General features: G+C 41.1%; 29 protein-coding genes. 18 read left to right on the top strand and 11 right to left on the bottom strand.

What is annotated here, in order from left to right:
- Positions 1-2: 2 nt before the first annotated feature.
- Together H4683_RS09835 and H4683_RS09830 are read right to left on the bottom strand one after the other, a co-directional pair.
- Positions 3-188, bottom strand: coding sequence for a hypothetical protein (locus H4683_RS09835; RefSeq protein ID WP_192598672.1), 186 nt, complete (start codon positions 186-188; stop codon positions 3-5).
- Positions 189-415: 227 nt separating this feature from the next.
- Complete coding sequence (locus tag H4683_RS09830) at positions 416-1,435, bottom strand: S66 family peptidase (protein WP_192598671.1); 1,020 nt, start codon at positions 1,433-1,435, stop codon at positions 416-418.
- 211 nt (positions 1,436-1,646) lie between these two features.
- Between H4683_RS09830 and H4683_RS09825 the strand changes: the two genes are divergently transcribed.
- Both H4683_RS09825 and H4683_RS09820 read left to right on the top strand, forming a co-directional pair.
- Positions 1,647-2,822 (top strand): DUF445 domain-containing protein, encoded by a 1,176-nt coding sequence (locus tag H4683_RS09825; protein WP_338062441.1) that lies wholly within the window; start codon positions 1,647-1,649, stop codon positions 2,820-2,822.
- A gap of 12 nt (positions 2,823-2,834) precedes the next feature.
- Positions 2,835-3,185 (top strand): YlbF family regulator, encoded by a 351-nt coding sequence (locus tag H4683_RS09820; RefSeq protein ID WP_192598670.1) that lies wholly within the window; start codon positions 2,835-2,837, stop codon positions 3,183-3,185.
- Between the two features lie 26 nt (positions 3,186-3,211).
- On the opposite strand, the gene H4683_RS21725 is transcribed toward H4683_RS09820, so the two are convergent.
- On the bottom strand, positions 3,212-4,507 hold the full coding sequence (locus H4683_RS21725; RefSeq protein WP_192598669.1) for a globin-coupled sensor protein: 1,296 nt from the start codon (positions 4,505-4,507) through the stop codon (positions 3,212-3,214).
- Positions 4,508-4,579: 72 nt separating this feature from the next.
- On the opposite strand from H4683_RS21725, the gene H4683_RS09810 reads away from it, so the two are divergent.
- From H4683_RS09810 to H4683_RS09790, 5 genes are all read left to right on the top strand, one after another.
- Positions 4,580-6,088, top strand: coding sequence for a coproporphyrinogen III oxidase (locus H4683_RS09810; protein WP_192598668.1), 1,509 nt, complete (start codon positions 4,580-4,582; stop codon positions 6,086-6,088).
- Between the two features lie 379 nt (positions 6,089-6,467).
- Positions 6,468-6,809, top strand: coding sequence for a hypothetical protein (locus H4683_RS09805; RefSeq protein ID WP_192598667.1), 342 nt, complete (start codon positions 6,468-6,470; stop codon positions 6,807-6,809).
- 608 nt (positions 6,810-7,417) lie between these two features.
- Entirely contained in the window at positions 7,418-7,756 is a 339-nt protein-coding gene (locus H4683_RS09800; protein ID WP_192598666.1) for a hypothetical protein, read from the top strand.
- A gap of 339 nt (positions 7,757-8,095) precedes the next feature.
- Complete coding sequence (locus H4683_RS09795; protein WP_192598665.1) at positions 8,096-8,875, top strand: enoyl-CoA hydratase; 780 nt, start codon at positions 8,096-8,098, stop codon at positions 8,873-8,875.
- A gap of 169 nt (positions 8,876-9,044) precedes the next feature.
- Positions 9,045-9,206, top strand: coding sequence for a hypothetical protein (locus tag H4683_RS09790; protein WP_192598664.1), 162 nt, complete (start codon positions 9,045-9,047; stop codon positions 9,204-9,206).
- A 193-nt stretch (positions 9,207-9,399) separates the two neighbouring features.
- On the opposite strand, the gene mgsA is transcribed toward H4683_RS09790, so the two are convergent.
- The 3 genes from mgsA to H4683_RS09775 form a co-directional block, all read right to left on the bottom strand.
- Entirely contained in the window at positions 9,400-9,804 is a 405-nt protein-coding gene (gene mgsA / locus H4683_RS09785) for a methylglyoxal synthase (protein WP_192598663.1), read from the bottom strand.
- Between the two features lie 125 nt (positions 9,805-9,929).
- Positions 9,930-10,115 (bottom strand): YhzD family protein, encoded by a 186-nt coding sequence (locus H4683_RS09780; RefSeq protein ID WP_192598662.1) that lies wholly within the window; start codon positions 10,113-10,115, stop codon positions 9,930-9,932.
- A 53-nt stretch (positions 10,116-10,168) separates the two neighbouring features.
- The gene (locus tag H4683_RS09775; protein ID WP_192598661.1) at positions 10,169-10,615 is read right to left on the bottom strand and encodes a hypothetical protein; all 447 of its coding nucleotides are present in this window, start codon (positions 10,613-10,615) and stop codon (positions 10,169-10,171) included.
- Positions 10,616-10,794: 179 nt separating this feature from the next.
- On the opposite strand from H4683_RS09775, the gene H4683_RS09770 reads away from it, so the two are divergent.
- The 7 genes from H4683_RS09770 (at position 10,795) to yhaM (ending at position 18,714) form a co-directional block, all read left to right on the top strand.
- Positions 10,795-10,992, top strand: coding sequence for a helix-turn-helix transcriptional regulator (locus tag H4683_RS09770; RefSeq protein ID WP_225942016.1), 198 nt, complete (start codon positions 10,795-10,797; stop codon positions 10,990-10,992).
- Positions 10,993-10,994: 2 nt separating this feature from the next.
- Positions 10,995-11,306, top strand: a complete 312-nt coding sequence (locus H4683_RS09765) for a DUF2178 domain-containing protein (RefSeq protein ID WP_192598660.1) — start codon at positions 10,995-10,997, stop codon at positions 11,304-11,306.
- 64 nt (positions 11,307-11,370) lie between these two features.
- On the top strand, positions 11,371-12,270 hold the full coding sequence (locus H4683_RS09760; RefSeq protein WP_192598659.1) for an ABC transporter ATP-binding protein: 900 nt from the start codon (positions 11,371-11,373) through the stop codon (positions 12,268-12,270).
- Positions 12,263-13,525, top strand: a complete 1,263-nt coding sequence (locus H4683_RS09755) for an ABC transporter permease (RefSeq protein WP_192598658.1) — start codon at positions 12,263-12,265, stop codon at positions 13,523-13,525. Before H4683_RS09760 ends, H4683_RS09755 begins: the two co-directional genes overlap by 8 nt.
- Before the next feature lie 123 nt (positions 13,526-13,648).
- Positions 13,649-14,869 carry a metallophosphoesterase family protein gene (locus H4683_RS09750; protein WP_192598657.1) on the top strand — a complete coding sequence of 407 codons (1,221 nt, stop codon included), beginning with the start codon at positions 13,649-13,651 and terminating at the stop codon, positions 14,867-14,869.
- 9 nt (positions 14,870-14,878) lie between these two features.
- Entirely contained in the window at positions 14,879-17,779 is a 2,901-nt protein-coding gene (locus H4683_RS09745) for an ATP-binding protein (RefSeq protein WP_192598656.1), read from the top strand.
- A complete protein-coding gene (gene yhaM, locus H4683_RS09740; protein WP_192598655.1) occupies positions 17,776-18,714 on the top strand; it encodes a 3'-5' exoribonuclease YhaM in 939 nt (312 codons plus the stop codon). Before H4683_RS09745 ends, yhaM begins: the two co-directional genes overlap by 4 nt.
- A gap of 104 nt (positions 18,715-18,818) precedes the next feature.
- On the opposite strand, the gene H4683_RS09735 is transcribed toward yhaM, so the two are convergent.
- Positions 18,819-19,724, bottom strand: coding sequence for a peptidylprolyl isomerase (locus H4683_RS09735; protein ID WP_192598654.1), 906 nt, complete (start codon positions 19,722-19,724; stop codon positions 18,819-18,821).
- A gap of 143 nt (positions 19,725-19,867) precedes the next feature.
- Between H4683_RS09735 and H4683_RS09730 the strand changes: the two genes are divergently transcribed.
- Positions 19,868-19,960 carry a YjcZ family sporulation protein gene (locus H4683_RS09730; RefSeq protein WP_192598653.1) on the top strand — a complete coding sequence of 31 codons (93 nt, stop codon included), beginning with the start codon at positions 19,868-19,870 and terminating at the stop codon, positions 19,958-19,960.
- Between the two features lie 72 nt (positions 19,961-20,032).
- Here H4683_RS09730 and H4683_RS09725 read toward each other — a convergent pair whose 3' ends face one another.
- From H4683_RS09725 to H4683_RS09710, 4 genes are all read right to left on the bottom strand, one after another.
- A complete protein-coding gene (locus H4683_RS09725) occupies positions 20,033-20,224 on the bottom strand; it encodes a hypothetical protein (RefSeq protein WP_420826553.1) in 192 nt (63 codons plus the stop codon).
- 54 nt (positions 20,225-20,278) lie between these two features.
- On the bottom strand, positions 20,279-20,887 hold the full coding sequence (locus H4683_RS09720) for an HTH-type transcriptional regulator Hpr (RefSeq protein ID WP_192598651.1): 609 nt from the start codon (positions 20,885-20,887) through the stop codon (positions 20,279-20,281).
- Between the two features lie 479 nt (positions 20,888-21,366).
- Entirely contained in the window at positions 21,367-21,723 is a 357-nt protein-coding gene (locus H4683_RS09715) for a YtxH domain-containing protein (RefSeq protein ID WP_192598650.1), read from the bottom strand.
- A gap of 197 nt (positions 21,724-21,920) precedes the next feature.
- Complete coding sequence (locus H4683_RS09710) at positions 21,921-22,346, bottom strand: HIT family protein (RefSeq protein ID WP_192598649.1); 426 nt, start codon at positions 22,344-22,346, stop codon at positions 21,921-21,923.
- Positions 22,347-22,465: 119 nt separating this feature from the next.
- On the opposite strand from H4683_RS09710, the gene H4683_RS09705 reads away from it, so the two are divergent.
- From H4683_RS09705 to H4683_RS09695, 3 genes are all read left to right on the top strand, one after another.
- A complete protein-coding gene (locus H4683_RS09705) occupies positions 22,466-23,215 on the top strand; it encodes an ABC transporter ATP-binding protein (RefSeq protein ID WP_192598648.1) in 750 nt (249 codons plus the stop codon).
- Positions 23,199-24,407 carry an ABC transporter permease gene (locus H4683_RS09700; protein WP_192598647.1) on the top strand — a complete coding sequence of 403 codons (1,209 nt, stop codon included), beginning with the start codon at positions 23,199-23,201 and terminating at the stop codon, positions 24,405-24,407. Before H4683_RS09705 ends, H4683_RS09700 begins: the two co-directional genes overlap by 17 nt.
- Positions 24,408-24,505: 98 nt before the next feature.
- A complete protein-coding gene (locus H4683_RS09695; protein WP_192598646.1) occupies positions 24,506-24,742 on the top strand; it encodes an IDEAL domain-containing protein in 237 nt (78 codons plus the stop codon).
- Positions 24,743-24,770 lie beyond the last annotated feature (28 nt).

Raw genomic sequence — 24,770 nt, 5'->3', positions numbered from 1 at the left:
TTTCATAATGAATAAAATTGCTCTTTGAAATAATCGACTGCTTCCATCATCTTTGCGCCATACCAAAACAGTTCACCATCAACAACAATAGGAATGGCATCCGGCAATCTCATTTTCCAGTTCGAGTGCAAATAGTGTTTCCGTAATGCCTGGGCAAAGGGAGATAATTCGCTTCGGTGGAAATTCATACGTTACAGTTATTCCTAGATATGACGAACTATTGAAAGTGACCTACCAATCCAGCGAAGGCGCCTTCCAAGGGTTAGCCGGAGCCATAAGACTGGCGGCTTGGCTTATGGTGGGAGGCATACCCTAGCGCCGAAGCGTTATTTAGTGGAATCATTTGTTCAATCTATATAGATGGTCGATGATTTCTTTATTCAAGCTATTAGCTCCCTACATCTAATTCTAAGGTTTACTTGAATTCCGTACTAATTACAGCTTCGCCGTCTAAGATAGAAACGCTGCCGTATGCCCCGTTCACAAAGGTGATTTGCGGAGGAACATGGCCGATATCGGCATTATAGGCAATCGGCAAGCCCGTCAATTCCTGCAAACGTTCCATCGAATCAACTACGGTGAATCCATCGACCGACTGACCCGCAGGCGACCGACCGAAAATAATCCCCGCAGCGTTATCAAACCACCCTGCATATGCAAAGTGCAACACCGTGCGATGAAAGTCTGTCGCAGACATTTCACAGTTTTCTAAATACCAAAGGATCGGTTCGTCGTTCAAATGGTTTTTCTGGAATGCGGCGACATCTCCATAGGGCGTGCCAACAAGTTTACCAATCGTATCAAGACACCCCCCGAGAAATCGCCCTTCGATTTTGAATTCCCCACCACCAATAATTTCCCACCGTGTCTCACTATCCAATTTGAAAACATACGGGTCGAGAGGTGCGAAATGCTGCCATTCAGATTGGAACTTCTTAGATGATTGCTGTTCGATTACTGAACCTGTTGATGCGGATAGCACCTCTAGGAATTTGCCTGTCACTGAATCCCATTCATCACTCCGTAAGTCGATGAAATTCGTTCCATGAGCCGTCGCGATACCCGTTTTCAAGGTCAATGAGAAAAGAAGCGTGCTCAAATCAGAGTACCCGAGAATCCATTTCGGTTCGATTTCGTCCCAGTGGATAAGAGGCAGGATTTCCATCAAGATTTCGCCGCCCCATGGAGGGATAATTGCACCGATCGTGGAGTTGTTCAACATAGCCGTCAGTTCAGCGGCACGGACTTCTTTCGTAGCAGAAGCAGCCTTTATTTGCGACCAAGCGGTATCGCCAATCTCCACTTTGAAGCCTCGTTTTTCGAATTGCTGTTTGGATAGTTGTAATAATGAATGAAGATCTTTCCCTACGCCGGAAGATGGAGCTGTAACGCCAATTGTCTGGCCGGTACGCAGAGGATTTGGATAACGGATCATTTCGAACACCTCGATTAGTAGTTGATGTTGGTTGGAGAATCATAGCTAGAACGTTCTGACTCTTAGAAACAGCCTATCATTGAAATGAAATCTTGTCATCTTGCTAATTAGGCTTGTGAAATAGTTCGATGAATAGCGGAATTCGAAAACACATACCGAAGGACAAGGCTTCTCATTTTTCGGTTCGACTTACTTCTGCTATAATTGGAAGTTGAAGAAACAGAAAAAGGTGAAGCGATTGAACTTTTTATGGACATTGTTATTCATGGCTATTATCGGCGCGCTGATTGGGGGATTCACGAATCATCTTGCTATCAAGATGTTATTTCGACCTCATGAAGCAAAATATATCGGGAAATGGCGTTTGCCTTTCACACCCGGGTTGATACCCAAACGACGGGATGAGTTAGCGACGCAGCTGGGTAAGACGGTGACAAATTATCTTTTGACTCCGGAAACATTCCGAAAGAAACTGTTGACGCCTGACATGGAGAAAAAAACGGAGAATTTTGTTCAACGAAAGCTAGAAGAGCATATCCTCCATTCGGATAAAACTTTAAATGATTGGCTTACGATAGCGGGTGCAACGGGAGTTGCTGCGAAGGCGGAACGGAAAGTGCTAGAAGTGCTAGACACACAGCTTCTTACAATCCGAACAAAGCTGACGACCGGAACCGTCAGCGAAGTGGTTCCAGAGAAGTGGCTGACGGAATTGGAAGGACGAATTCCAGGTGTGACAGCGTATATCCTTGGTCGATCAGAGCAATATTTCGAATCTGAAGAAGGCAAAGCGATGTTTCGGAAAATGATTGATGATTTTCTGGCATCGAAAGGGACACTAGGCAACATGGTGAATATGTTCTTCGGGGAATCCGAATCGCTCGTTGGGAAAGTACAACGGGAAGCATTGAAATTCATCGCGGCACCAGGCACACACGACCTTATCAACAACATTATCCATAACGAGTGGGTGAAACTGCAGAAACGTCCTGTGAATGAATTACTTTCCGATTTTGATTTAGATGGACTGTTCGATTCGGTCAAAACATATGCTAGGAAAGAGCTTGCGTTAGAAGCACGTCTTAGTAAAACCATTAGCGATTATTGGCCTGATGGGGCGGTATGGGCGGCGGACAATGTGACGCCGATGCTTGTTGGTTTTGCATTTAAACAGGCTGAACAGCAGATGGAACTATCAATGCGTAAACTGAAAATTGATGAGATGGTAAAAGAACAAGTAGATTCGTTTCCGGTCGCCATACTGGAAGATCTCGTGCTTGGTATTTCAAAGCGCGAGTTCAAAATGATTACTGTACTCGGTGCATTGCTTGGGGGTATGATTGGGATTGTTCAAGGCCTAATTGTCTATTTTACAAACTTATCCTAGGGGGAACTACAGATGACAGTAAATATTTACGATGATTTAAACAGATTGGAATCCACATTCCGAAAAACAAATGAGTTTGCTAAAGTGCAGCAAGCAGTCATAGAGGTGAAAGAGGACACGGAAGCGTTTGAGCTGTTTAAAAGCTTCCGTAAAATTCAGGTGACACTACAAGAGAAGCAGATGCAAGGAGAGGAAGTTCTACCTGAAGAACTTGAATACGCACAAAAAACCGCGCAAATTGCACAGCAGAATCCGAAAATCATGAAGATGCTCGAAGCTGAAATGAAATTGAGCGGACTGATTGAAGAAGTAAACCGTGTTCTTATGAAACCTGTGCAGGAAATATACGAATCAATCGACTGAAACCGGCAGATGCCGGTTTTTTGTTTTCACATATCTGACAAGGCTTCCGCGGATGCAGCCATTTCTTCAGAACTTTCGTGGACTGATTCGATATTTGCGGAAAGCCTTTGAATATCTAAGTGAAGTTCATTATTTCTGTCCTTCAAGCTCTCCATAGACAGGACGATGGACGCAAACGAAGAGCCAGAAGCGATAATCTGTTCACGTTCCTTGGAGATTAATTTTTGTAACACCCCAACTTCGGAAGTAATCGTCGTAGCCGTTCGTTCCGTTTCATCAAGGATAACGTCGACTTCCGCTAATGTCGACTTTGTATGTGCTGCAAGTTTTCCGACTTCTTCTGCAACGACTGCGAAGCCTTTTCCGTGTTCACCTGCGCGTGCCGCCTCGATTGAAGCATTCAATGCGAGTAGGTTCGTCTGGTTTGCAATCCCTGTTACGATGCTCGCAATAGATGAGATTTTTTCGGTCAGATTATGAAGTTCTCCGGCACGAATACGGATGTTATTCATATTTGTCTGGAGGATATCACTTTGGTTTTCCGTTTCTTCAAGTAATCGTTTTTCTTTATTTGCGGCGGATGAAATATCGTCAGCCAAATTGGTATTATCATTGGAAAGAGAACGTAAATTGCCGAGGACATCCGTCATATCCGCGATATCTCCGTTCGTTTTGTTGATAATATCATATAGGGAAGAAGAACTTTGATGAATTTCTTCCATTAATACAGTTTTCCGTTCATTTTCATCAATCATCTGTTGTGTATGTTCTTTTTCATATATTTCAAGGACAAGTTGTTGTTCAAAGTTCAATATTTTAGAAATGGAATGAATTGCATAAAACTTGTCTGTACCTGTATAATCAGTCTTTTCAATAATGGTGAAGAAGTTATTTAATATATCTTGAAAGGCGGAAAGATACCATTTCGGCTCAAGCCCGATATGCGCATGAATGACCGCGATACGGTGTCGCTTTTTAACAAAAGCGTTATCAATCTTTCCATCAAACATTTCTGAAATATGTTGTTCCAGTGTAACGCGTAATCGCGCAATCGTGCTGTGCGTTTTTATAATGGAAGAAAGTGAGGATTCATTTTCGAGATTCTTATAAAAGTTTGCTACAATGGACTTCACGTTCTCTTGTAGAAGGGGTGTCAAAACACGAAGCATAGCCAAGTCATTTTCGTTAAGGCCAATCATTGTTAATTGTGTTTTGATATCTCTATCCAAGTCGTTTGATATGTGGACGTTTACTAACTCATGTGTAGCACGTTCAATAAGTGATTGTTCGATCCCGCTGTTTTTCTTGAAAAAAAAGGCCAATGACAGTTCCTCCTTAGTCCCATTTTAAGGGACAATTGAAATTCACTTGCAAATAGAAAGTTGGTACAGAAAATGCAGAAAATCATTATTAAAGAAAAATTCGAACAAGATTGGATTCGGATGTTTACGCATCTTGCAAACCTTTTCTTTGAACAATCCAACATCATTCTTGAGGATGATGTGGATGCGATACAAGCAAGTATGTCTTTGGAACGGAATTCGGCTGGAGGTCTCCTTGGTAGATCATCCCTTACACGAGATGGCATAGACTATTTTGCCGAGTTTTCAGAAATCGAAGAAGACGGAGATGCGAAAGTGAAAACCCGCCAATTGAAACGAATTTACTCTCATATTTTCCTCGATGTCCTTGAACAGGCAACTGGTATGCGCCAATCGTGGGGAATTTTGACGGGTATCCGTCCTATGAAGCTCTACCATAAGTATCGTCAATTAGGGTGTAGTTTTGAAGAGGTTCGACAAATATTAATGAAAAGGCATCGTATTTCACGTGATAAGAGTGAGATTTTATCGAAAATTGCGGATGTTCAACTTCGTGCAGTGCCTGATCTGTATGAATTGAAGAACGAAGTAAGCATTTATATCGGTATACCATTCTGCCCAACAAAGTGTGCATACTGCACATTTCCGGCTTATGCAATCAATCGTAAAAACGGCCGGGTCGAGACGTTTCTGGATGGTCTGCACGAAGAAATTCGTGAGATGGGGAAATGGCTTACAGAACGCGATATGAAAATCACCACAATCTATTTTGGCGGAGGAACGCCGACTAGTATTGAAGCTGAAGAAATGGATGCATTGTATGAAACGATGTATGCTTCATTCCCAAACATGAATAATGTCCGAGAAATCACAGTGGAAGCGGGTCGTCCTGATACGATTACACCCGCTAAAATCGACGTGCTGAAGAAGTGGGGCATCGACCGAATCAGTGTCAATCCGCAATCCTACACGGATGAAACATTGAAAGCAATCGGCCGTCATCATTCCGTTCAAGAGACGATTGATAAGTTTTGGCTATCGCGCAATATGGGCATGAAAAATATAAATATGGACCTGATTATTGGTTTACCGAATGAAGGAATGGAAGAGTTCAAGCATTCGCTCGCTGAAACGGAAAAGATGCAGCCGGAATCACTGACTATCCATACACTTTCATTCAAACGAGCATCCGAAATGACACGCAATAAGGACAAATACAAAGTTGCGGATAGAGCAACGGTCGAGCAGATGATGAAGCTTGGGGAAGAATGGAACGTGGCAAATGGCTATGAACCTTACTATCTGTATCGTCAGAAGAACATCCTAGGCAACCTTGAAAATGTTGGCTATTCAAAGCCTGGTGAAGAAAGCATCTACAACATTGTCATTATGGAGGAAGTACAGACAATCATTGGCGTTGGATGTGGGGCTTCCAGCAAGTTCATCGAGCCTGAGACAGGAAAAATCACACAGTTCTACAACCCAAAAGATCCAGCGGCTTATATTCTGTCATACGAGGAATCAATTGAGAAGAAACTAGCTCATTTGAATACGATATTTCCGGTTACTGTGAATAAATAGAGGTTTTACAAAGAAAGATACCGAATTAGAGAAATTAATGGAACTTAATTTCCTTATTCGGTGTCTTTTTGTTTATGTTACAAACAAATTGAAAGGAAGTTATGAATGGATTAAAAAAATGATTAATATTGGCTATTTATACTGCATGTACTGTCGCTATCTCTTATCTGTTGTATAAGAAGATGGGTACTAAATTAGTATGAACCAACAGTTTAAATCCCCCAGTCAATCTTAGTTGTAAAAAGTATTGCATTCTATGTTTTGGTTAATAATCTATTTTTAAGTATTTTTATTACGCCAAATAACGTTATCCGAAAAATTGTAATCTATTCCAACTTATGATAGTATGTAGATAGTAAAATGAAAAGGAGTGTATTAAATGTACAAACTGTTGAAAAAATTTAGTATCACTGTTCTAGTTGTATTCACTGTTGTTGCATCAAGCGTTTTTGTATCTTCTACTACTGTATTTGCTGCCGAATCAAATTCTGTTCAAGGTCACCAACAAGTATCTGCAATGGCTTCAGATTCTATTCCACCTTACGGGCCTATTCACACAGTCAAGGTTGTGTCACCAGCCCCTGGACCTATATCTATCTATTTTGTCGGTCCCATCGGAGGAGAATGGTACAAAGGTAGGTTGTATCAATCTAGTCAGCAGTTTGATCCAGATGGTCCCTATTACATTACGTATTATACGGGAACTGTTATGAAATATTAGTATTCCCCTTTAATAAGAAATTGTTGAATTTGGACGCGATACTTCCTACAACTGGGAATAAATAAAGGATTTACAACAAAGACACCAGACTCAAGAAGTGAACGATTATTTGTTTCTTGAAAAAGGTGTCTTGGTTATACAATAAACAAATTGACTAGAAACTGTGCACAGTGTTTGAGGTTTCATGTAGACCAAGCTATGAATGTTACCTAAGGACAAGCTTGTAAAGAGTCGACTGGTTGGACATGAATAAAAAAATCGTCCTGAATATTTTCGACATTGGAAATAGGGAGCTCTTTTAAATCAAGTAGAAGACCAGCAAAATGAAAGTTCAATCTGTTTATCTCTTTTGTTGTTTGGTCGTCCTTTTAACTATGAAGGACACAGGTGTTTTTTTGTATAACTTTTCATGTCAAGAAAAGACTTTGGTATTGATTCAGTGAAATATAACAAGGAAGTTCTTAATTGTAAAAAGTGTTAGGTTCTATATATTGGTTGATTACCTAAATTGAGGTACTTTTATCACGTTGTGTTGTTTACCCTATAAATTGTAATTGGTTACATTTTATGTTACGATATAAAAAGTAAAACGAAAAGGAGTGTTTTAAATGTACAAACTGTTGAAGAAATTCAGTATCACCGTTTTAGTTGTGTTCAGTGTTTTTGCATCAAGTGTTTTTGTATCTTCTTCTACTGTATTTGCTGCCGAATCAAATTCTATTCAAAATCATCAACAGGTAACCACAATAACTTCAGGGCCCAACTGGAGAGCCCATACAATCTACGTTATGTCAATGACCCCAGGGCCTTCTCATAAATTTTTTGAAGGTATGATAGACGGGGTATGGTACCGTGGTCTTATGGATAAAATGAGTGAGGAGATCTATTCTTATCCAGAGGGTCAATACTATATTACCAAATACTTTGGGCTTGTGAGTACCAGATAAAAGCGTAATTTACAGTTACAGTTAATAAGATGAAACGTCAATTAGGGGAGGCGGACGTACAGGACGTCGCGTATTTCTGCCTCATCCTTTCTAACACTTCTTCGGGTTTCTTAAAGCCCTCAAGTAGGGTCTTACTGCCCATTACTGCGGGGTAAATAAAGGCTTTTTGATATAGACACTTATCAAGGAAGTGGATATCCACTGTTTTGATAGGTGTCTTTTTTTACATTATTATAGGAAATCTTATGAGTTGCTTATGAAATAGAGGGATTACAAGAAAAATGCCGAATTAAAGAAGTGAATGGTTATTCATTCAATCGAAAAAAGAGGTGTCTTTTCATGTATAAAACAGTTGAATTGGTTAAGGAAGGGCGTCTTGCACGTCTGACATTGAACAGACCTGAATCAATGAATGCGATGGATGATGTCATGATGAAAGAGCTAGCGGATGTCTTTGAATCGTTGAAAAGTGATGTAACAGTCCAAGTTCTAATCATCCAGGGGGCAGGTCGTACGTTTTCGGCGGGTGGAGATATCAAGAAGATGATTGATCCGAATAACCCATTGGACATAGGAAAAGTGATGGTGTGTGTGTCACGTCTTGCGAAAGCATTATATACCTTGCCGCAAATTACAATTGCGGCCGTTCATGGTGCGGCTGCTGGTCTAGGCTTCAGTCTTGTCCTTGGTTGTGATTACATAATTGCGGAGGAAAATAGTAAGCTAGCGATGAACTTCATTGGCATTGGTCTTGTGCCAGATGGAGGAGGACATTTCTTTTTGAAAGAACGTGTCGGCGTGCCGCAAGCCAAGCAACTTATCTGGTCAGGTAAAGTGATGAACGGACACGAAGCGCTTGCAAAAGGACTGATTGATGGAGTAGTGGCGGATGGTCAATCTGTGGTACATGCTGAAGCATATGCTACCAAACTGCTGGCAGCACCGATTACTTCAATGATTGCATCTAAAAACATTTTACATGAGCAGAAAAAGGCGGAGCTTGAAAACGTGCTGAAAATGGAAAATGAAGCGCAAGTGGCGATGCGTAAAACGGGTGATCATTTGGAAGGCATTCAGGCTTTCGTGCAGAAACGGAAACCGGAATTCAAAGGAAATTGAGAAAAGTATCGGACAGTATCCTAACAGGGTAGATGTCCGATACTTTTTTGTCAACGCAAGCCTAATCCTATCTAATGAATAGACGAGTAATAGTTAAATTATAAACATAAACAACAAGATACAAAACATAGCAGGATGGTTGAATTTGATGAAAAGAGGGGTGAGAAGAATGGAAGAATTATTAAAACAGTTTATGGGTCAGATGGAAAAGAGATTTGATCAAATGGATGCACGTTTCGATAAGGTTGAACAGGACCTAAGTGAACTGAAAGATGATGTACGTCATAATCAATCCGAAAATAGAAGTCATTTCAAGCATGTTGAATCTTAGTTGGAACAGAACAACAACAACATACCTTTCAAGTCGTTTCTGATGAAATAAAAGGCATTAAAATCGATGTTAAGTATTTAACTTGAAAAACAGGCGAGCATGATGCTGAAATCAATAATTTAAATCAACGTATTCGTGTATAAGCACTATAAATAAGAAGAACCCACTCATTATGGAATCGAGTGGGTTCTTCTTATTTATATTTGTCGGCTGTTTCACGCCAAGAGAAATAACCTTTTTCAACAGAGAGGATTAGCAGTTCTGCTGTTGCGATATTCGTGGCAAGGGGGATGCCGTAGACGTCGCAAAGCCGTAGTAATGCGCTGACATCAGGTTCATGTGGCTGAGCTGTCAGTGGATCACGGAAAAAGAGGATCAAATCTAATTTCCCAGTCGCAATCATCGCACCAATTTGCTGATCACCGCCTAAAGGTCCGGACATTAGCCGGTTTATAGAAAGATTCGTTTCTTCCATTATTCTTTTCCCGGTGGTACCTGTTGCGAATAATGTATGTTTGGAAAAAATCTGTTCATAGGCAATCGTAAAATTCACCATTTCACTTTTTTTCTGATCATGGGCAATTAGCGCAATATCCATTAGTTCGTACCTCCGTTATTAACAATCTGAATTACCTTTAAGATACCATAACAACAGTCCACGTGCCGTAATTTTAGCGAATAAAAAGTGCAACCAAGCGACAATTTCGCCTGGTTGCACTTTTTTTACGAATGGAACAATAATAGTTTTCCGGCGGGTGATGCGAGGCGGTGTGTTTGCTCAAGAAGATTTTTTTCTTCGAGCATTGCATTGCCTTTTTCTTTCGCCTCATCGTCAGTAGCTGCTGTGAATGATTCCGCAGTAATTAATTTTCCGGATTTTTCGTATGCAGTTAGTTTATATGTTTTCAAAAATTTCACCCTTCCTACTCGGTTTCATTCGCTTCGGATTTCATGAAACGAACTTAAACAGCTCTGCGTCTCAATGTCCGAATGGAAACTTCATGTTCACCCAGTATTTCGTTTGTGGACTTCTGGTCTTCCGCAACGGAGTCAATCTTTTCACTGTTATAAGCCGCTTTTCCATGGAGTTCATTTACATCCATACTCAAAGCCTCAAATTTTGCATCTGCTACTTCTTGACGATCATAAATTGCACGAGTCAATTGAGTGTTTTCGTCAAGTTGAGATTTCACGTTTTGCAGTTCAACTGTCATAGATTGCTGACCATCTTTGACACCCTGCAGTTCAACTCTCATGGATTTCTGTTCATCTTTCACACCCTGCAAATCATCTTTCAGGCCCCGCAAATCTTTCTTCATAGATTGTTGTTCAGTTTCTATGTTAGTTATTTTTGTGTCCATGCCAGTGACTTTCTCTAGTAATAACTCAAGCAATTCACGCTCTGTCATAGTGTACCTCCTCTCATTTCCTATTCTATATTTTATTAATCTAATTAATCCAGTTTATCTACATCCAATTATAGCATAAAACCTTACTGAAATATATGTAAAGGATGCTTGACATATTATGTTTAGTAAAGTAAACTTTACGTAAAGCGACCTTTACTTATGAAAGGTGGAGCATCAAACTGAATAACTTGATCAAGGAAAAACGAACTGCAATGGGGTTGACGCAAGATGATCTCTCGGAAAAGCTGGAAGTTTCAAGGCAGACGATTATATCCCTTGAAAAAGGTAGATACAACCCGTCACTTGTTTTGGCATTCAAGATTGCAAAACTATTTGATTGTCGCATCGAAGATATTTTTACACCGGAGGAGGAATAAGTATGCGTGAAGACTTCGACTTACTCGCTTTTTTATTGGGATTGCCACTCGGGCTTGTGATAACGTTGAGTATTGGCTATTTTGTTTGGAAAAGAGGTAAAAGGCAACGGCGATACGATGAACGATATAAACGAATTCAAGAACAAGCAAGATCTCTCTCGTGGGCTGTCACTATTTTTACACTCGTCATTGCATGGGCGATCATTATTATTATTGAGGGAGCTAGTCTTTCATTTTTCCTGATTTCGGGAGTATACGTACTTGCGATGATAACCTATGGCATTGGGGCTGCCATTGCGGATAAAAAGAATTAAGTTGAAACTTTGGTGAACCAGATTCGTATAGTTACGAGAGGGAAAATAGGAAGGGAGCAACACGATGACTTTACAACTTGAAAATGTGACAAAACGTTTCGGAGATTTTACCGCAGTTGATGATTTAACGCTGACGGTAGGAGAAGGCACGATGTATGGATTCCTTGGAGCGAATGGGGCGGGTAAGACAACGACGTTCCGAATGATTTTGGGTCTTCTGAATGCCAATGAAGGAAAAATAACATGGAACAATAAAAAGATTACCTACGCAACAAGTCCTGAAATTGGCTATTTGCCGGAAGAACGTGGATTGTATCCGAAAATGAAAGTGGAAGATCAACTTATTTTTCTCGGGCAATTGCGCGGTATGAGCAAGGCGGATGCCAAGTCCGAACTAAAGAAATGGCTTGAGCGAATGGAAATCCCTCATTATGCAAATAAAAAAGTTGAGGAATTATCCAAAGGAAACCAACAGAAAATCCAAGTAATTGCTTCTCTTATGCATAACCCCCGACTTCTTATTCTGGATGAACCATTCTCAGGGTTGGATCCGGTAAACGTGGAAATGTTGAAAAAAGCGATACTCGAATTCCGCAATCAAGGTGCGACGATTGTATTCTCCAGTCACCGGATGGATCATGTCGAGGAACTTTGTGAGCAACTAAGTATTATTGATAAAGGGAAGCAAATTGTTAGTGGGACACTTCGTGATGTAAAACGATCCTTTGGTAAACAAAATGTGCGTATTAAATCGGATAATGATTTAACGTTATTGGATTCAATTGCAGGCGTCACATCTGTGCATAAATCGATTGAGGGTGCTGTTTATCAAGTCGAGTCTGAACTTGTAGCGGACGCACTTTTGACAGAGGCATTGAAAGCAGGTCCGATTCGCCATTTCGCGATTGAAGAGCCTTCACTTCAAGATATATTTATTGAAAAGGTGGGGAAAGAGCATGCGTGAGTTTTGGATTATCTTTAAACAAGCATTTAGTACAAAAGCAAAAACAAAATCGTTCATCATTACGACAGCAATTATGATTGCGGCAATTTTCCTCTTTTCGAATCTATCGAAAATCATTGATACGGTTCAAAGTGTCACAGGTGGCGGCGATTCAGAGGAGACACTGCAAGTCATTGATACGAGTGGGGTACTTGCCGATAGATTGAATGGACAGTTCAGTGCGAATGAAACCGGCATTACAGTGGAACTGTCGGATCAATCGGAACAGGCATTGACGAAAAAGGTGAAGGAAGGCGACATCGATTCATTCCTTACCCTAGCGTTGGACGATACGAAAACAATCCAAGCAAACTATACGACGATGAGCGCTATTGATTTCAATCTTCCGAGGGTAATTCAAGATGCACTTCAGTCGATTCAGACGGAACTAAAAGCGGAAGGGTTGTCATTGTCGGGGGAGCAAGTGCAGACGCTATTCTCGCCAATTCAATTTGAACAGAAAAACGTGTCGCTTTCGGCTAAATCGGAGGAAGAGTTAAACCAGGCACGTGTGCTTGTATATGTGCTTATGTTCGTCATCTATATTGCGGTCATCCTTTATTCTAGTATGATTGCGACAGAAGTGGCGACGGAGAAATCTTCACGCGTTATGGAAATTCTTATTTCGAGTGTTTCGCCAGTTAAGCATATGTTTGCGAAAGTACTTGGCATCGGCTCACTCGGACTTGCACAGATTGTACTGTACGGAATCGCCGGCTTCATTGCGATGAAAACAGCTTCCACTGATATTCCTGGAGGGTTCACTGATTTCTTTAGCTTCTCGGATATCAGCACAGGTACGCTTGTCTATGCAGTTATTTTCTTCTTGTTAGGCTACTTCCTCTATGCAACACTTGCGGCTCTTCTTGGATCACTTGTTAGCCGAACGGAAGATGTGCAGCAGATGATCATGCCGATGACGATGCTAATCGTTGCTGCATTCATCATCGCAATGACGGGACTTGGTGATCCAGAACTAGGTTATTTGCAGATTGCTTCTTATATCCCGTTCTTTGCACCGCTCGTCATGTTCCTCCGAGTTGGCATGTTAGATTTGCCGTTGTGGGAACCGTTATTGTCGATTGCAATCATGCTCGTGACGATTTTCCTTCTCGGTTGGTTCGGTGCAAGAGTGTATCGAGGCGGCGTTCTTATGTATGGACCATCAAGGTCGTTGAAAGATATTAAAAAAGCAATTCAGCTTGGTAAAGAATAATGGAAAGCCCTGCAAACGTTCATTCGTTGCAGGGTTTTTATTTCTGTAGAAATTCGTTACCAAAAATACTGTATATGTGGTAAAATAAGAACAAATATTCGTTCCATTGAAGGAGTGGTCCACTTGTCTACAATCCGCTTTATCCACACTGCTGATTTGCATCTAGATAGTCCGTTCAAAGGGATGACGGGTTTGCCTTTGAATCGGCTCGATGCATTGCGCGAAAGTACATTCACCGCATTCGCAAGATTAATAGACTATGCCCTCACATCAAAGCCGGACTTCATGCTTATTGTTGGGGATATCTATGATGGGGAGGATCGCAGTCTACGTGCGCAGATGAAATTCCATGAAGGAATGGAAAAGTTAAATGCGGCAGGTATTTCGGTATTTATTTCGCATGGCAATCATGATCATCTCGCAGGAAGATGGACGCGTTTTGACTTACCACCAAACGTGCATGTTTTTAGCGAGGATGTTGAAGAAGTGCGACTCAACGTGCACGGACAGGATATATCGATTTATGGTTTTAGCTATAAAGAACGGCATATTCGGGATAAGATGGTGGACGCTTATCCAGTTGCAAAAGGGCATAATACGCTTCACATTGGCATGCTGCATGGCAGTTTGGCGGGGGACGAAACACATGCTGTCTATGCACCGTTTACAAAAAGTGAGCTGCTTGCCAAACGATACGATTATTGGGCGCTTGGACATATTCATGTTCGACAGTTATTGGAGGAAGATCCTCCGATTGTCTATCCAGGTAATCTGCAAGGACGTCATCGCAATGAGCGTGGACCGAAAGGATTTTATGAAGTGGAATTATCGAAAACGGGGGCGTCGCTTCATTTCATCCCAGCATCTGCCATTGTTTTTGAACGTGTGGAAGTGTCTTGTGAAGGAATTAGTCATGCCAATGAATGGCTAAGGGCTTGTACGGAGGCGCTTGAATCCTTCAAATCGCAGCACGGGCCGGGAATCGTAGAGTTGTCGATGATCGATGTCGATAGTAGAGCTACGGACCTGTTTAGCCAATCGACGGAAGAAGAATGGCTGGATGTGCTTCGCGATACAAGTGGGGAAAGCGAGCCGTTTGTTTGGGTACAGAAAATTTCATTTGCTGAACAGGCAACTTCTTCAGTAGTTTCAGGTGCACTTATGCAGTCTGTTATCGGAATGATGGACGGGTGGACAGGAAATGAGTGGAGAGACGTTTTGAAAGATGTGTACCAACATGCACGGGGCGTAAACTATTTAGATATATTGACGGAAGATGAAATTCGTGAGGTCAAGGCTGGTGCGACAATAGTATTGGCGGCAGAAATGTCAGAAGCGGAATGAGGTGATTCTATGAAAATTGAAAAACTAATCATTTACGGATTTGGAAAACATGAAAATGTTACTGTCGATTTAGGTTCAGGCATGAATGTCCTCTACGGGGTGAATGAAGCCGGAAAGACGACGATTCAACAGTTCATCCTCCATATATTGTTTGGATTCCCACAGAAAAACAGTGCATCACTTCGTTATGAACCGAAGTCAGGAGGGAAATATGGCGGGCAAGTACATCTCTTCGATGAGACATACGGGAAATGTATCGTCGAACGGGTTCGTGGAAAATCGGCGGGTGATGTGATCGTTCACTTCGAGGATGGGAAAAAGGGCGTAGAAGCGGATTTAACCATTCTTCTTCGCCAATACGACCGCGCTTCATTCGAATCTATCTTTTCGTTTTCCCTTCTGCAGTTGCAGGGATTCGAAAAAATGGATGAGGACGAGCTAAGTCGTACCCTTCTTGCATCAGGCACGACGGGTGTCGATTCTCTCTTACAGCTGGAAAAGAGAATGGAAAAGGAAATGGGCGAGCTGTTCAAAAAATCAGGACGCAATCCAGAGATGAACGTTAAAATGGCGGAGCTTCGGGAACTAGAAATAGAACTGAAAGAAGAGCAGGGCAAAGCGACGGCATATGCACCGTCCATTGAGCGGATTCAGGAAATCAATCAGCGTCTTGCGGAACTTCGGGGACAAGAAAAAATGCTCCAGAATGACTCACAGCAATTGACCCTTGTACGTCAGCTCCTTCCTCTTCATCAAAAAAAACAAACACTTGAATCTCGGCTAGCACAATTAAGCAACATAGAATTTCCAGCGAATGGTATAGGACGTTTTGAATCGCTTACGGGGAAGATAACAGAAACGGAAGCAGCAAAACGACGAATGGAAAAGGAACTGTCAGAAATGGGTTCTCGAATGCCGGAACAATTTGGTGCAGAACGAATCACTAAGATTGAAGTTTTGATAGCGACAGAATCGGAATGGCATGGTTGGCATACTGTATCTAAGGCGACAGAAGACGAACTCCGTCAATTGATGGGGAAAAAGGGACGCTTGCTCGACAGGCTTGGCATAAAAGAGAAAGAGGCAGAGCAGTTTCTGCTTCAAAGGGATGTGTCTATTCAGAAGGAAGAAGAGATGCATGGGTTAATTCGAAGGCGAGACGACTATGATCAGCAAATTAAATTCACGGAGTACCAGTTTAGGCAACTTGAAAATGACTTGATTGATATGGAGAAAAAAATCGAGTCAGCTGAACAAGTGGCACCTTCTGCGAAGGATCAGGAAGATGTACGGAAGTGGCCTGAAATACGACAGCAACTTGCCGAAGCGAAAGCATATGTTGCATTGGGTGGACGCCCAAGTTTGCAGAATTCGCTACTTGTTCCCGCAATCCTTTTCCTGCTCGCGCTTGCTTGCATCCTATTCGGTTTAATCCAACAAGAATGGCTTGTGGTCGTAGTAGGAGTGATTATTGGAGCTGTAGGGGTCTTTCTTTATTCGAAAAAAGGGGCTCGTTCAACGGATGATTCGTACTTACATGAGATGGAGAACATCATTGCCACCCATGATGGGAAAGAACAGCAGATGGCAGATTTTACGGAACGAAATGATTCCTATAATAGAGAAAAAGAACGGTTGCAAGAAGCTTTTAAGACAGTTGAACGACAATACAGTCAGACAGAAGCCAAACTAGATGGTCTACATGATAAAAGGCGGCAACTTGAAATGGGACTTGTTGACTTTTTACGGCAATATGGTTTTGAGGGGATGCCTTTGAGCGGTGTCATCCCTGAATTATTCCGTATGATCAGAGAGGTGCAGGAAGTTTCACGTAATAGGGAAGAGGCTTTGTTAAAACGCCAGACAGCCCAAGATGCTATCAATAAACGGATTGCAGAAGCAGAAAAAGTGTTGCAAAAAAACGTGCCACAAGAGCTGATTTATGAGATGCTGAGAAGGGAATTTCTACAGTTGAGAAAAGAGGCGGACACGGCCAAATCATTACAGGGGAGTATGGAGCGAATCGAATCGAATTTGAGGGAGAACATCGAACTTTCAAATTCCCTTCAAGCAACTATACAGGGTTTACTTGCTGAAGCAGAGGCTGAAACAGAATCTGAATTTTACAGTGCACATGATGGCTACCAGGAAGTTGTTCGCTTAACAGAACAACTGAATGATGTCATGGAGCAACTAGCTACACATGATCGACTAAAATTGCCTACCGGTGTAACTGAGGAAGAACTAGTATCAAAAGAGGAAGAAAATAGACTGTCATTCCTGATGATTACAGAGGAACTTCATAACCTCATTGCGGAACAAGCAGCCCTCGTCCATAAAACCGAACGGCTTCTTACAGATGAAACAGCTGGACAAAAACTGCAATTGTTCGAAATGAAGAAAGCGGAATTTGCCGAACTTGCAAAAAAATGGTCCACGCGTAAAGTAGTCGCTGAAGCAATTAGGAGGACGATGGAAGAATTGAAAGAGAAAAAACTACCAGAAGTGCTTGACGTTGCAGAGAAGCTATTCTGCGAATTAACAGACGGGAAATATACAGCATTTAATGTGACGGAGACGGGTCATTTCGAAGCCTTATCGATGGATGGAATGCGTTATCCGATTGCTGAACTAAGTCAGGCGACAAAAGAGCAGGCATACATTTCACTTCGGCTTTCTCTAGCTTCTTCCGTATTCGTATCTGCACCGTTACCAATTATGATGGATGATCCATTCGTACACTTTGACGCGGGGCGACTTTCTAGTATGATTAACGTACTAGACAAATTACAACAAAAGCATCAGTTCATCTATTTCACATGCCATGAAATGATGAAAGAACAATGGGCGGATGCAACACTACTAAACGTTTCCGACATCGGAAGCGGTCAGGGGGCGATGGTTTTATGAAGAAACTTGCGGATTATAAAGTAGGCGAGTCGATAGACCTCTATTTGCTCATCAAACAATCAATAAAAGGTGTCACGCAACAAGGGAGCTCATTTATGACGCTTGTTTTGCAAGATAAAAGCGGTGATATTGAGGCGAAATTATGGGATACAAAGGAAGAACATGCGCTATTATACGCCGCAGCATCGATTGTCAAAGTAGGCGGGGAATTGCATGACTATCGTGGTAAGAATCAATTGCGTATCAAGACGATACGCCCTGTGAAAGAAGACGAAGGCATCTCAATTTCCGAACTTGTACCATCAGCGGAAAAAAGTAAAGAAGTACTATTGGAAGAACTAATGCAATATTTTTTTGAAATGAAAAATCCACATATCCAGCGAATTACCCGTCATTTATTGAAAAAACATCAGTCGGCCTTCATGACGTATCCGGCAGCAACTAAAAACCATCATGATTATGTATCAGGTCTGATCGATCATGTTGTATCCATGCTGAAACTTGGCAAGGCGCTTGCCGACTTGTATCCATCGCTCAATAAGGACCTGCTTTATGCAGGTATTATTTTGCATGATGTTGGGAAAGTAGTGGAACTTTCTGGGCCAATCGCAACGCAATATACGATTGAAGGGAATCTTCTTGGTCATATAACAATTATGGTGAATGAAATTTCGAAAGCAGCTGACGAGCTTGAAATCGCAGGTGAGGAAGTGATGTTGCTTCAGCATATGGTATTATCCCATCATGGCAAGGAGGAATGGGGAAGCCCAAAACGTCCGATGCTGAAAGAGGCAGAAATTCTCCATTATATCGATAATATCGATGCGAAGATGAATATGCTTGACCGTGCGCTTGGAAAAACTGAGCCAGGGGAATTCACGGAACGTATTTTCCCATTGGATAATCGGTCGTTTTACAAGCCGGGGATTGAATAATAGTATTTCGATGCACCTTTGGAGGACAATTGTCTTTCGAAGGTGTTTTTTTTTCAGTAGATTAAATAAAAAAACAGACTTCCAAGATGGAAGTCTGTTGATAATTACTTTTTATCTTTGTCTTTTTCGTCAACTGGTTCTTTCTCTTTCAAAAACATATCAAGTGCTGATTTCAAATCTTTATCTTCAACTTTCACATCAGCGTCTTTCATTAGTTTTGTAACTTTTTCAAGGAGTGTGCTTGTATCGGCCTTATCAAGTTTCAATTCATTACGAACTGTCTCTTGTTCATCTTTCGTCAATTCCTTGGCTTCTACTTTGCGTTTTTCTGTCACTTGGATAATATGGAAACCGTTTTGCGATCTAATCGGTTCGCTTATTTTGTTTAATTCAAGTACATATGCAGCGTCCCAAAATTCTTTGACCATTTTTCCATAACCGAACCAATCCAGTTTGCCACCAGTATCCTTAGAACCCGGATCCGTCGAATACTCTTTAGCGATTTTAGCGAAGTCTTCGCCGCCTTCAAGTTTCTTCTTAACTTCGAGGGCGGTTTTTTCGTCTGCAACAAGAACATGTTTTGCATTTATTTCCGTATTCATCTCTTCAATACGTTTGTCGAATTCCTCATCTGTCACTTCGATGCCATCAGTTAGTGCAGCTTTTTGTAACATGTCAAGGCGAAGGCCTTTTCTAAAGCTATCCTCGGTTTGTTTTTGTTGAGCTAGGTAGGGTTCAAAGCTTTCACCAAGCTGTTCCTTTGCTTTATTAACTTCTGCCTCAACTTGCTTGTCAGAAATCTTATATTTTGCGTTAAGTACTTTTTCTAGAACCAAAATTTGTAATGTTTGTTCCCCAGCGGCACTCTTCATTTCTTCATAAAGCTCATTTTTTGTTACATTTCCTGCTTTTGATTTAACGAGGACTGCATCGTCTGCGCTATTATTATTACATGCCGATAATGCAAGAACGGATGCGGCCATTGTGAATGCTAACATAGTTTTTTTCATTTTAAAATCTCTCCTAACTTTAATATGGAACAGAAAATACTATACCATAGAAACGGTTCTAAAACAAAAAGGTTCCCCCGTAGTATCTGCCTACAACGTCATAAATGATATGCATAGGATACATAGAGAGAGGGGGTGCTCCTATGAGCGGATATAACCAAGGTTCTTCAGGCTTCGCGTTGATTGTTGTATTGTTCATCCTATTAATCATTGTCGGCGCAGCCTTCTTGTATTAATGAAAGAAAAGCATCTGGAGCCTAGACAATGTAAAAAGTCCATTTCCCCGGATAGGGGATAATGGACTTTTCTTATGCCTTTAACAGGATTTCGACGTAAAATGATAAAATAAGAATTGTAACGAGTACGTTTACCGTCCTGTATATTTTAGGCTGCTTCTCTTCGGGTATTTCCCGAGATTCACATAGCGCATAGGTCATTTTATTGATTTGGAACAAATAGAATAATGAGAACAGAACTGTAATGATAAGGATCAAGTCCATTCCTCCTCTTCGACTTAACAAAGTAATCATAGCAGAAGTCTGTGTGAAAAGAAATTATTTTTCTTCTGCAGTAGGTGAGAGATTTTCAGGTACTTCATTAATTTCACTTGGATTTACGGCAATTAGTTGATCACTGGGCGCGTCAAATGAATCTTTAATGCTATCGAATCCGCGTTCGAAAATTTCCATGAAATCTTCTCCGTAAATATTACGGATGACCGACATGACTTCAAGGAACTCTGGAAATTTCCCATAAAGATCCCTAATCGGGAATGAGCCTTCTAGAACTTCATGCGTTGAATTATGATAGCCTTGGTTCATTATAAGTAATAGATTCTTGCCTTCGTCTGTTACAGCAACGTATGTATTACGCCGGTCGTCCTCTTTTTTATAAAACTTTAAATAGCCCCGTTCCTCTAGTTTTTTTGAAAAATTAAATGCCGTCGATACATGCATAACCCCAAATTTAGCAATGTCAGAAATTGTTGCATCTTGAAGATGGTAAGAGATCCATAAAATATGATGCTCATTAATATTCAAGTTATAAGGTTTAATCCATTGTTGCCAATCCTTTTCTACAGCTTTCCATAGTGCTTTTGACATTTGCGCAACGCGTTGGCTGAAAATCATTGCATCTTTTAGAGAAATCTTTTGTTCTGACATTGGAAACACCCACTTTCAATTCTGCTAGACTTCTTTTATCCCGCATTAACGGGCAGTAAGTTCCCCACTTCAAGGTTTAATGATACCCGAAGAAACGTAAGTGGGGGGAATATTGCGACGTCCTGTCGCAATGTCTGCACCAGCACGTCCTGTGCGTCGAAAAACCCCCACGATTTGAAGGTTCACTTTATTATAGCAGGAAAACAAAGAGGAGAAAAGTAAGAATTGCAAAAAAACTTTTTATTGGTAAATGAAAAAGGTTATCCAGTTTGGAGAGGATAACCTTTTCACCATTTTTTATCCCGCATTAACGGGCAGTAAGACCCCCCACTTCAATTCTTTGAGGAAACAAGAAGAATAAGTGGGGGATCAACTGCCCGAAGAGCTTGCGGAATATAGTTCGATTCCGCTTTAAATCCCGAATGGCTAAACTAACAATCAATGGGGGATGAAGAACCCCCACTGATTGAAGATTAACTTTATCGTACTTCGATTGACTTTTCTAGCTTCTCAAGAGCCGTTTGGATTGCAGCAATTTCTTTTTCCATCCGTTCTTTGATAGGCTCAGTAGATTGTTGCCAATGTTGAATTGAATCTTTGATACCTTCGACTGCGATTGGAACATTTTCCTTGGCTTCCTTCGTCATATGGGTAATAGATTCTTTCAATTCAGCAATTTTCACTTTAACCTCTCCGAATTTCCCTTTCATATCTGTTGAGGCACTCTTAACGGATGACCGGAGTTCACTTCCCGATTGGGGAGTCGAATAGATTACTGTAACTGCGGCTGCAACTGACCCTGTCACAAGACCAAGGAAAAATGTGGATATTCTCATTGATTTATGCACTCCTTTCATTACAAATAGTATTCCTTTATATAATTTTATTAAAACATGCAATGACGGTATGAGCAACAAAAGAAAAATACAAACGGCTAAATAGTAAAAAAATACTTTCCGAAAAAGATGGAAAGCGCTTGTATTGTTAATGTGTTATTGAAATAATAGTATTTGGTTCATAAGTGGGAGGTATTTTATTCTCCGATTTCCTCTCGAATAGCTGCTGCAATTTGTTGTAGATCTTCGGTGTTATATTCCGCTTCCTTTGTAATCCATGATAGTTGGAATCCATCTGTTTCGTCATAGCGTGGGATGAAGTGTAAGTGGAAATGAAAGACGCTTTGATCCGCAGCAACACCGTTGTTTTGCAATAAATTCATCCCAACAGGTTTGAATTTATCTTTGAGTGCGTTTGCGATTTTGGGTGCTACTGCAAATAGTTGCGATGCTTCCTTTTCGGAAAAATCATACACATTTTCGACGTGTTTTTTCGGAACGAGGAGAAGATGGCCTTTTGTAACAGGCATAATATTTATAAAGGCATAGACATTTTCATCTTCATAGATTTTCGCGCTAGGAATACTACCATCAATGATTTTACAAAAAATACATTCTGTCATTTCGACACTCCCTTTCATGATTGAGATAAGTGTAGCATATTTTTAAGTGAGGGATATGTTCTGAACAAAGCATTTTGTAACGTATTTTGATAAACTGGAAAGAAGAATGGGGGATGAACATGGCAATTCTCGAATTAAAAGATGTAACAGGCGGTTATACACGTAAACCCGTTCTACATGACTTATCCTTTGAAATCGGACATGGTGAGTTAGTTGGTCTAATCGGCCTAAACGGGGCGGGTAAAAGTACGACAATCAAACATATTATCGGACTTATGAATCCTCAACGCGGTGAAATCCGTGTGAACGATGTGACATTTAGTGAAGATCCGGAAAAATATAGACAGGCATTCACATATATTCCTGAAACGCCGATTCTATATGAAGAGTTGACGCTTAAAGAACATCTCGAGTTGACCGCGATGGCATACGGACTTGACAAGGACGTATTTGAAGCACGTTCCGATGAGTTATTGAAGGAATTCCGCATGGAAAAAAGGTTGAAATGGTTCCCGGCCCATTTTTCAAAAGGAATGCGTCAAAAAGTGATGATTATGTGTGCGTTTCTCGTCAATCCTTCTTTATACATTATTGATGAACCGTTCGTTGGACTCGACCCCATCGGCATTAGATCGCTTCTGGAACAGATGACTGAGAGGAAAGAGAGCGGAGCATCAATTCTTATGTCGACACACGTCTTATCAACTGCGGAGAAACATTGCGACAGAATCATCTTGCTACATGATGGTCGTGTGCGAGCTGAAGGAACGATGGACGATTTGCGCAAGGCGTTCGGACGTCCAGATGCGTCACTGGACGATTTGTATATCGCGATGACAGAGGATAATGATTATGAACCATTTACGTGAAATATGGGGGGCACGGTTTATTCATTATATGACCGAACTCCAAAAATATATGAAGTATGTATTTACAGGCCACTTGGCAATAGTCTTTGTCTTCACAATCGGGGCGGGCGGCTATGCATATAGTGAATGGTTGAAAGAAGTGCCAGCGAATTTTCCAGCTGCGCTACTTACGGCTGTTCTGATTGCGGCGATACTTGTTTATTCACCTCCCGTAACGTTGTTGAAGCCTGCGGATGCGGTCTATTTTCTACCACTTGAAGTGAAGTTTGGGAGTTATTTGCAACGGTCATTGCGTTGGACTCTTTTTTCACAGCTTCCGTTGCCGTTTATCCTCTATATAGTAACGTTGCCAGTACTGGCCGCTACGGGAACTGGTGATAAACAGACATACATTTGGATTGCGCTTCTCCTGTTTCTTATGAAATGGGTATTTGTCAAATCGGAATACGCTTTCCGGCATGCAGGAAATGGGGAGATGGTTTGGCTTGATCGGATGACTCGTTTCATTCTAGCGGGTTTGCTTATTTATGCGGGACTCAAAGGAATCATGCTGTTGTTGATAATTGCTGGTTTTTCCATCGGATTATATACTATGTTTTGTGGGAAGAAAAAAAGCAACAAACCGTTTCCATATGATCATTTCATAAGGCTAGAACAAAATCGGATGATGCGTTTTTACAGATTTGCTAACTACTTCACGGATGTTCCGCATTTGAAAGGGTCGGTGAGCAGGAGAGGCTGGCTTGGCTTCTTAACGGGTCAGTCGAATTTTGGGAAACCAGTTGCACAATCTTATCTTGTCAAACGGACATTCATACGGACGGATGATATTTTCAGTTTGTGGGTGCGGCTCACTATCCTATCGGCACTTGGAGCGGTATTCATCCCGTTTCCGATTGTGATATTCATTTTCGCGGGAGCGCTTGCATTTGCATCCGCAGTGCAACTCATTCATGTGTTGCGGGCCGGGGATGAATTCCGGATGGACATGTTATTTCCTGAAAAAGAGGATACCCGCCCTGTGGCAATTCAGAAAATTGTGCGGACAGTTCAATGGATTCAAGCAGTAGTTGTTATAATAGCTTCATTTTTCGTCTTTGGATTGTCGATAACCCCTTTGCTGATAGGGGCTGTTATAGTGATTGTTTCAGAAGCTACAATTCGATTAACGCGGGAAAAAGAAGAAATATAGTTAAACAAGTTACACTAAAACATGAAATATTCTAAAAAACCTTGCAACTTGACCTTGAAATTAGATATACTAAATAAAAGGCATCAGGGGTGAGCGAGATGGAGAACAATTATTCATATGCTGAATTTTTGAAAGCCGTTGGGAAAAATAGTTCATCGCTCCAAGCGGAAAAGTTGCTGAATGAAATATACATGGACCTGTTTTTGAAACATATTCACCATGAGCAGACGAAAGAAAGGCTTATGGGGTTAATCGATTTTGCACTTGACTGTCGAGATGAACGAGTATTTCTTCTGTATTCGGAAAGACTTTTAAAACTTGAGGAAAACGATTGAAATAGGAAAGGACGTCACATGTTGGTAT

Source organism: Sporosarcina limicola (assembly GCF_014873855.1).
GTDB classification, from domain to species: Bacteria; Bacillota; Bacilli; order Bacillales_A; family Planococcaceae; genus Sporosarcina; species Sporosarcina limicola.
This window is presented reverse-complemented; position numbering and strand designations above follow the sequence as displayed.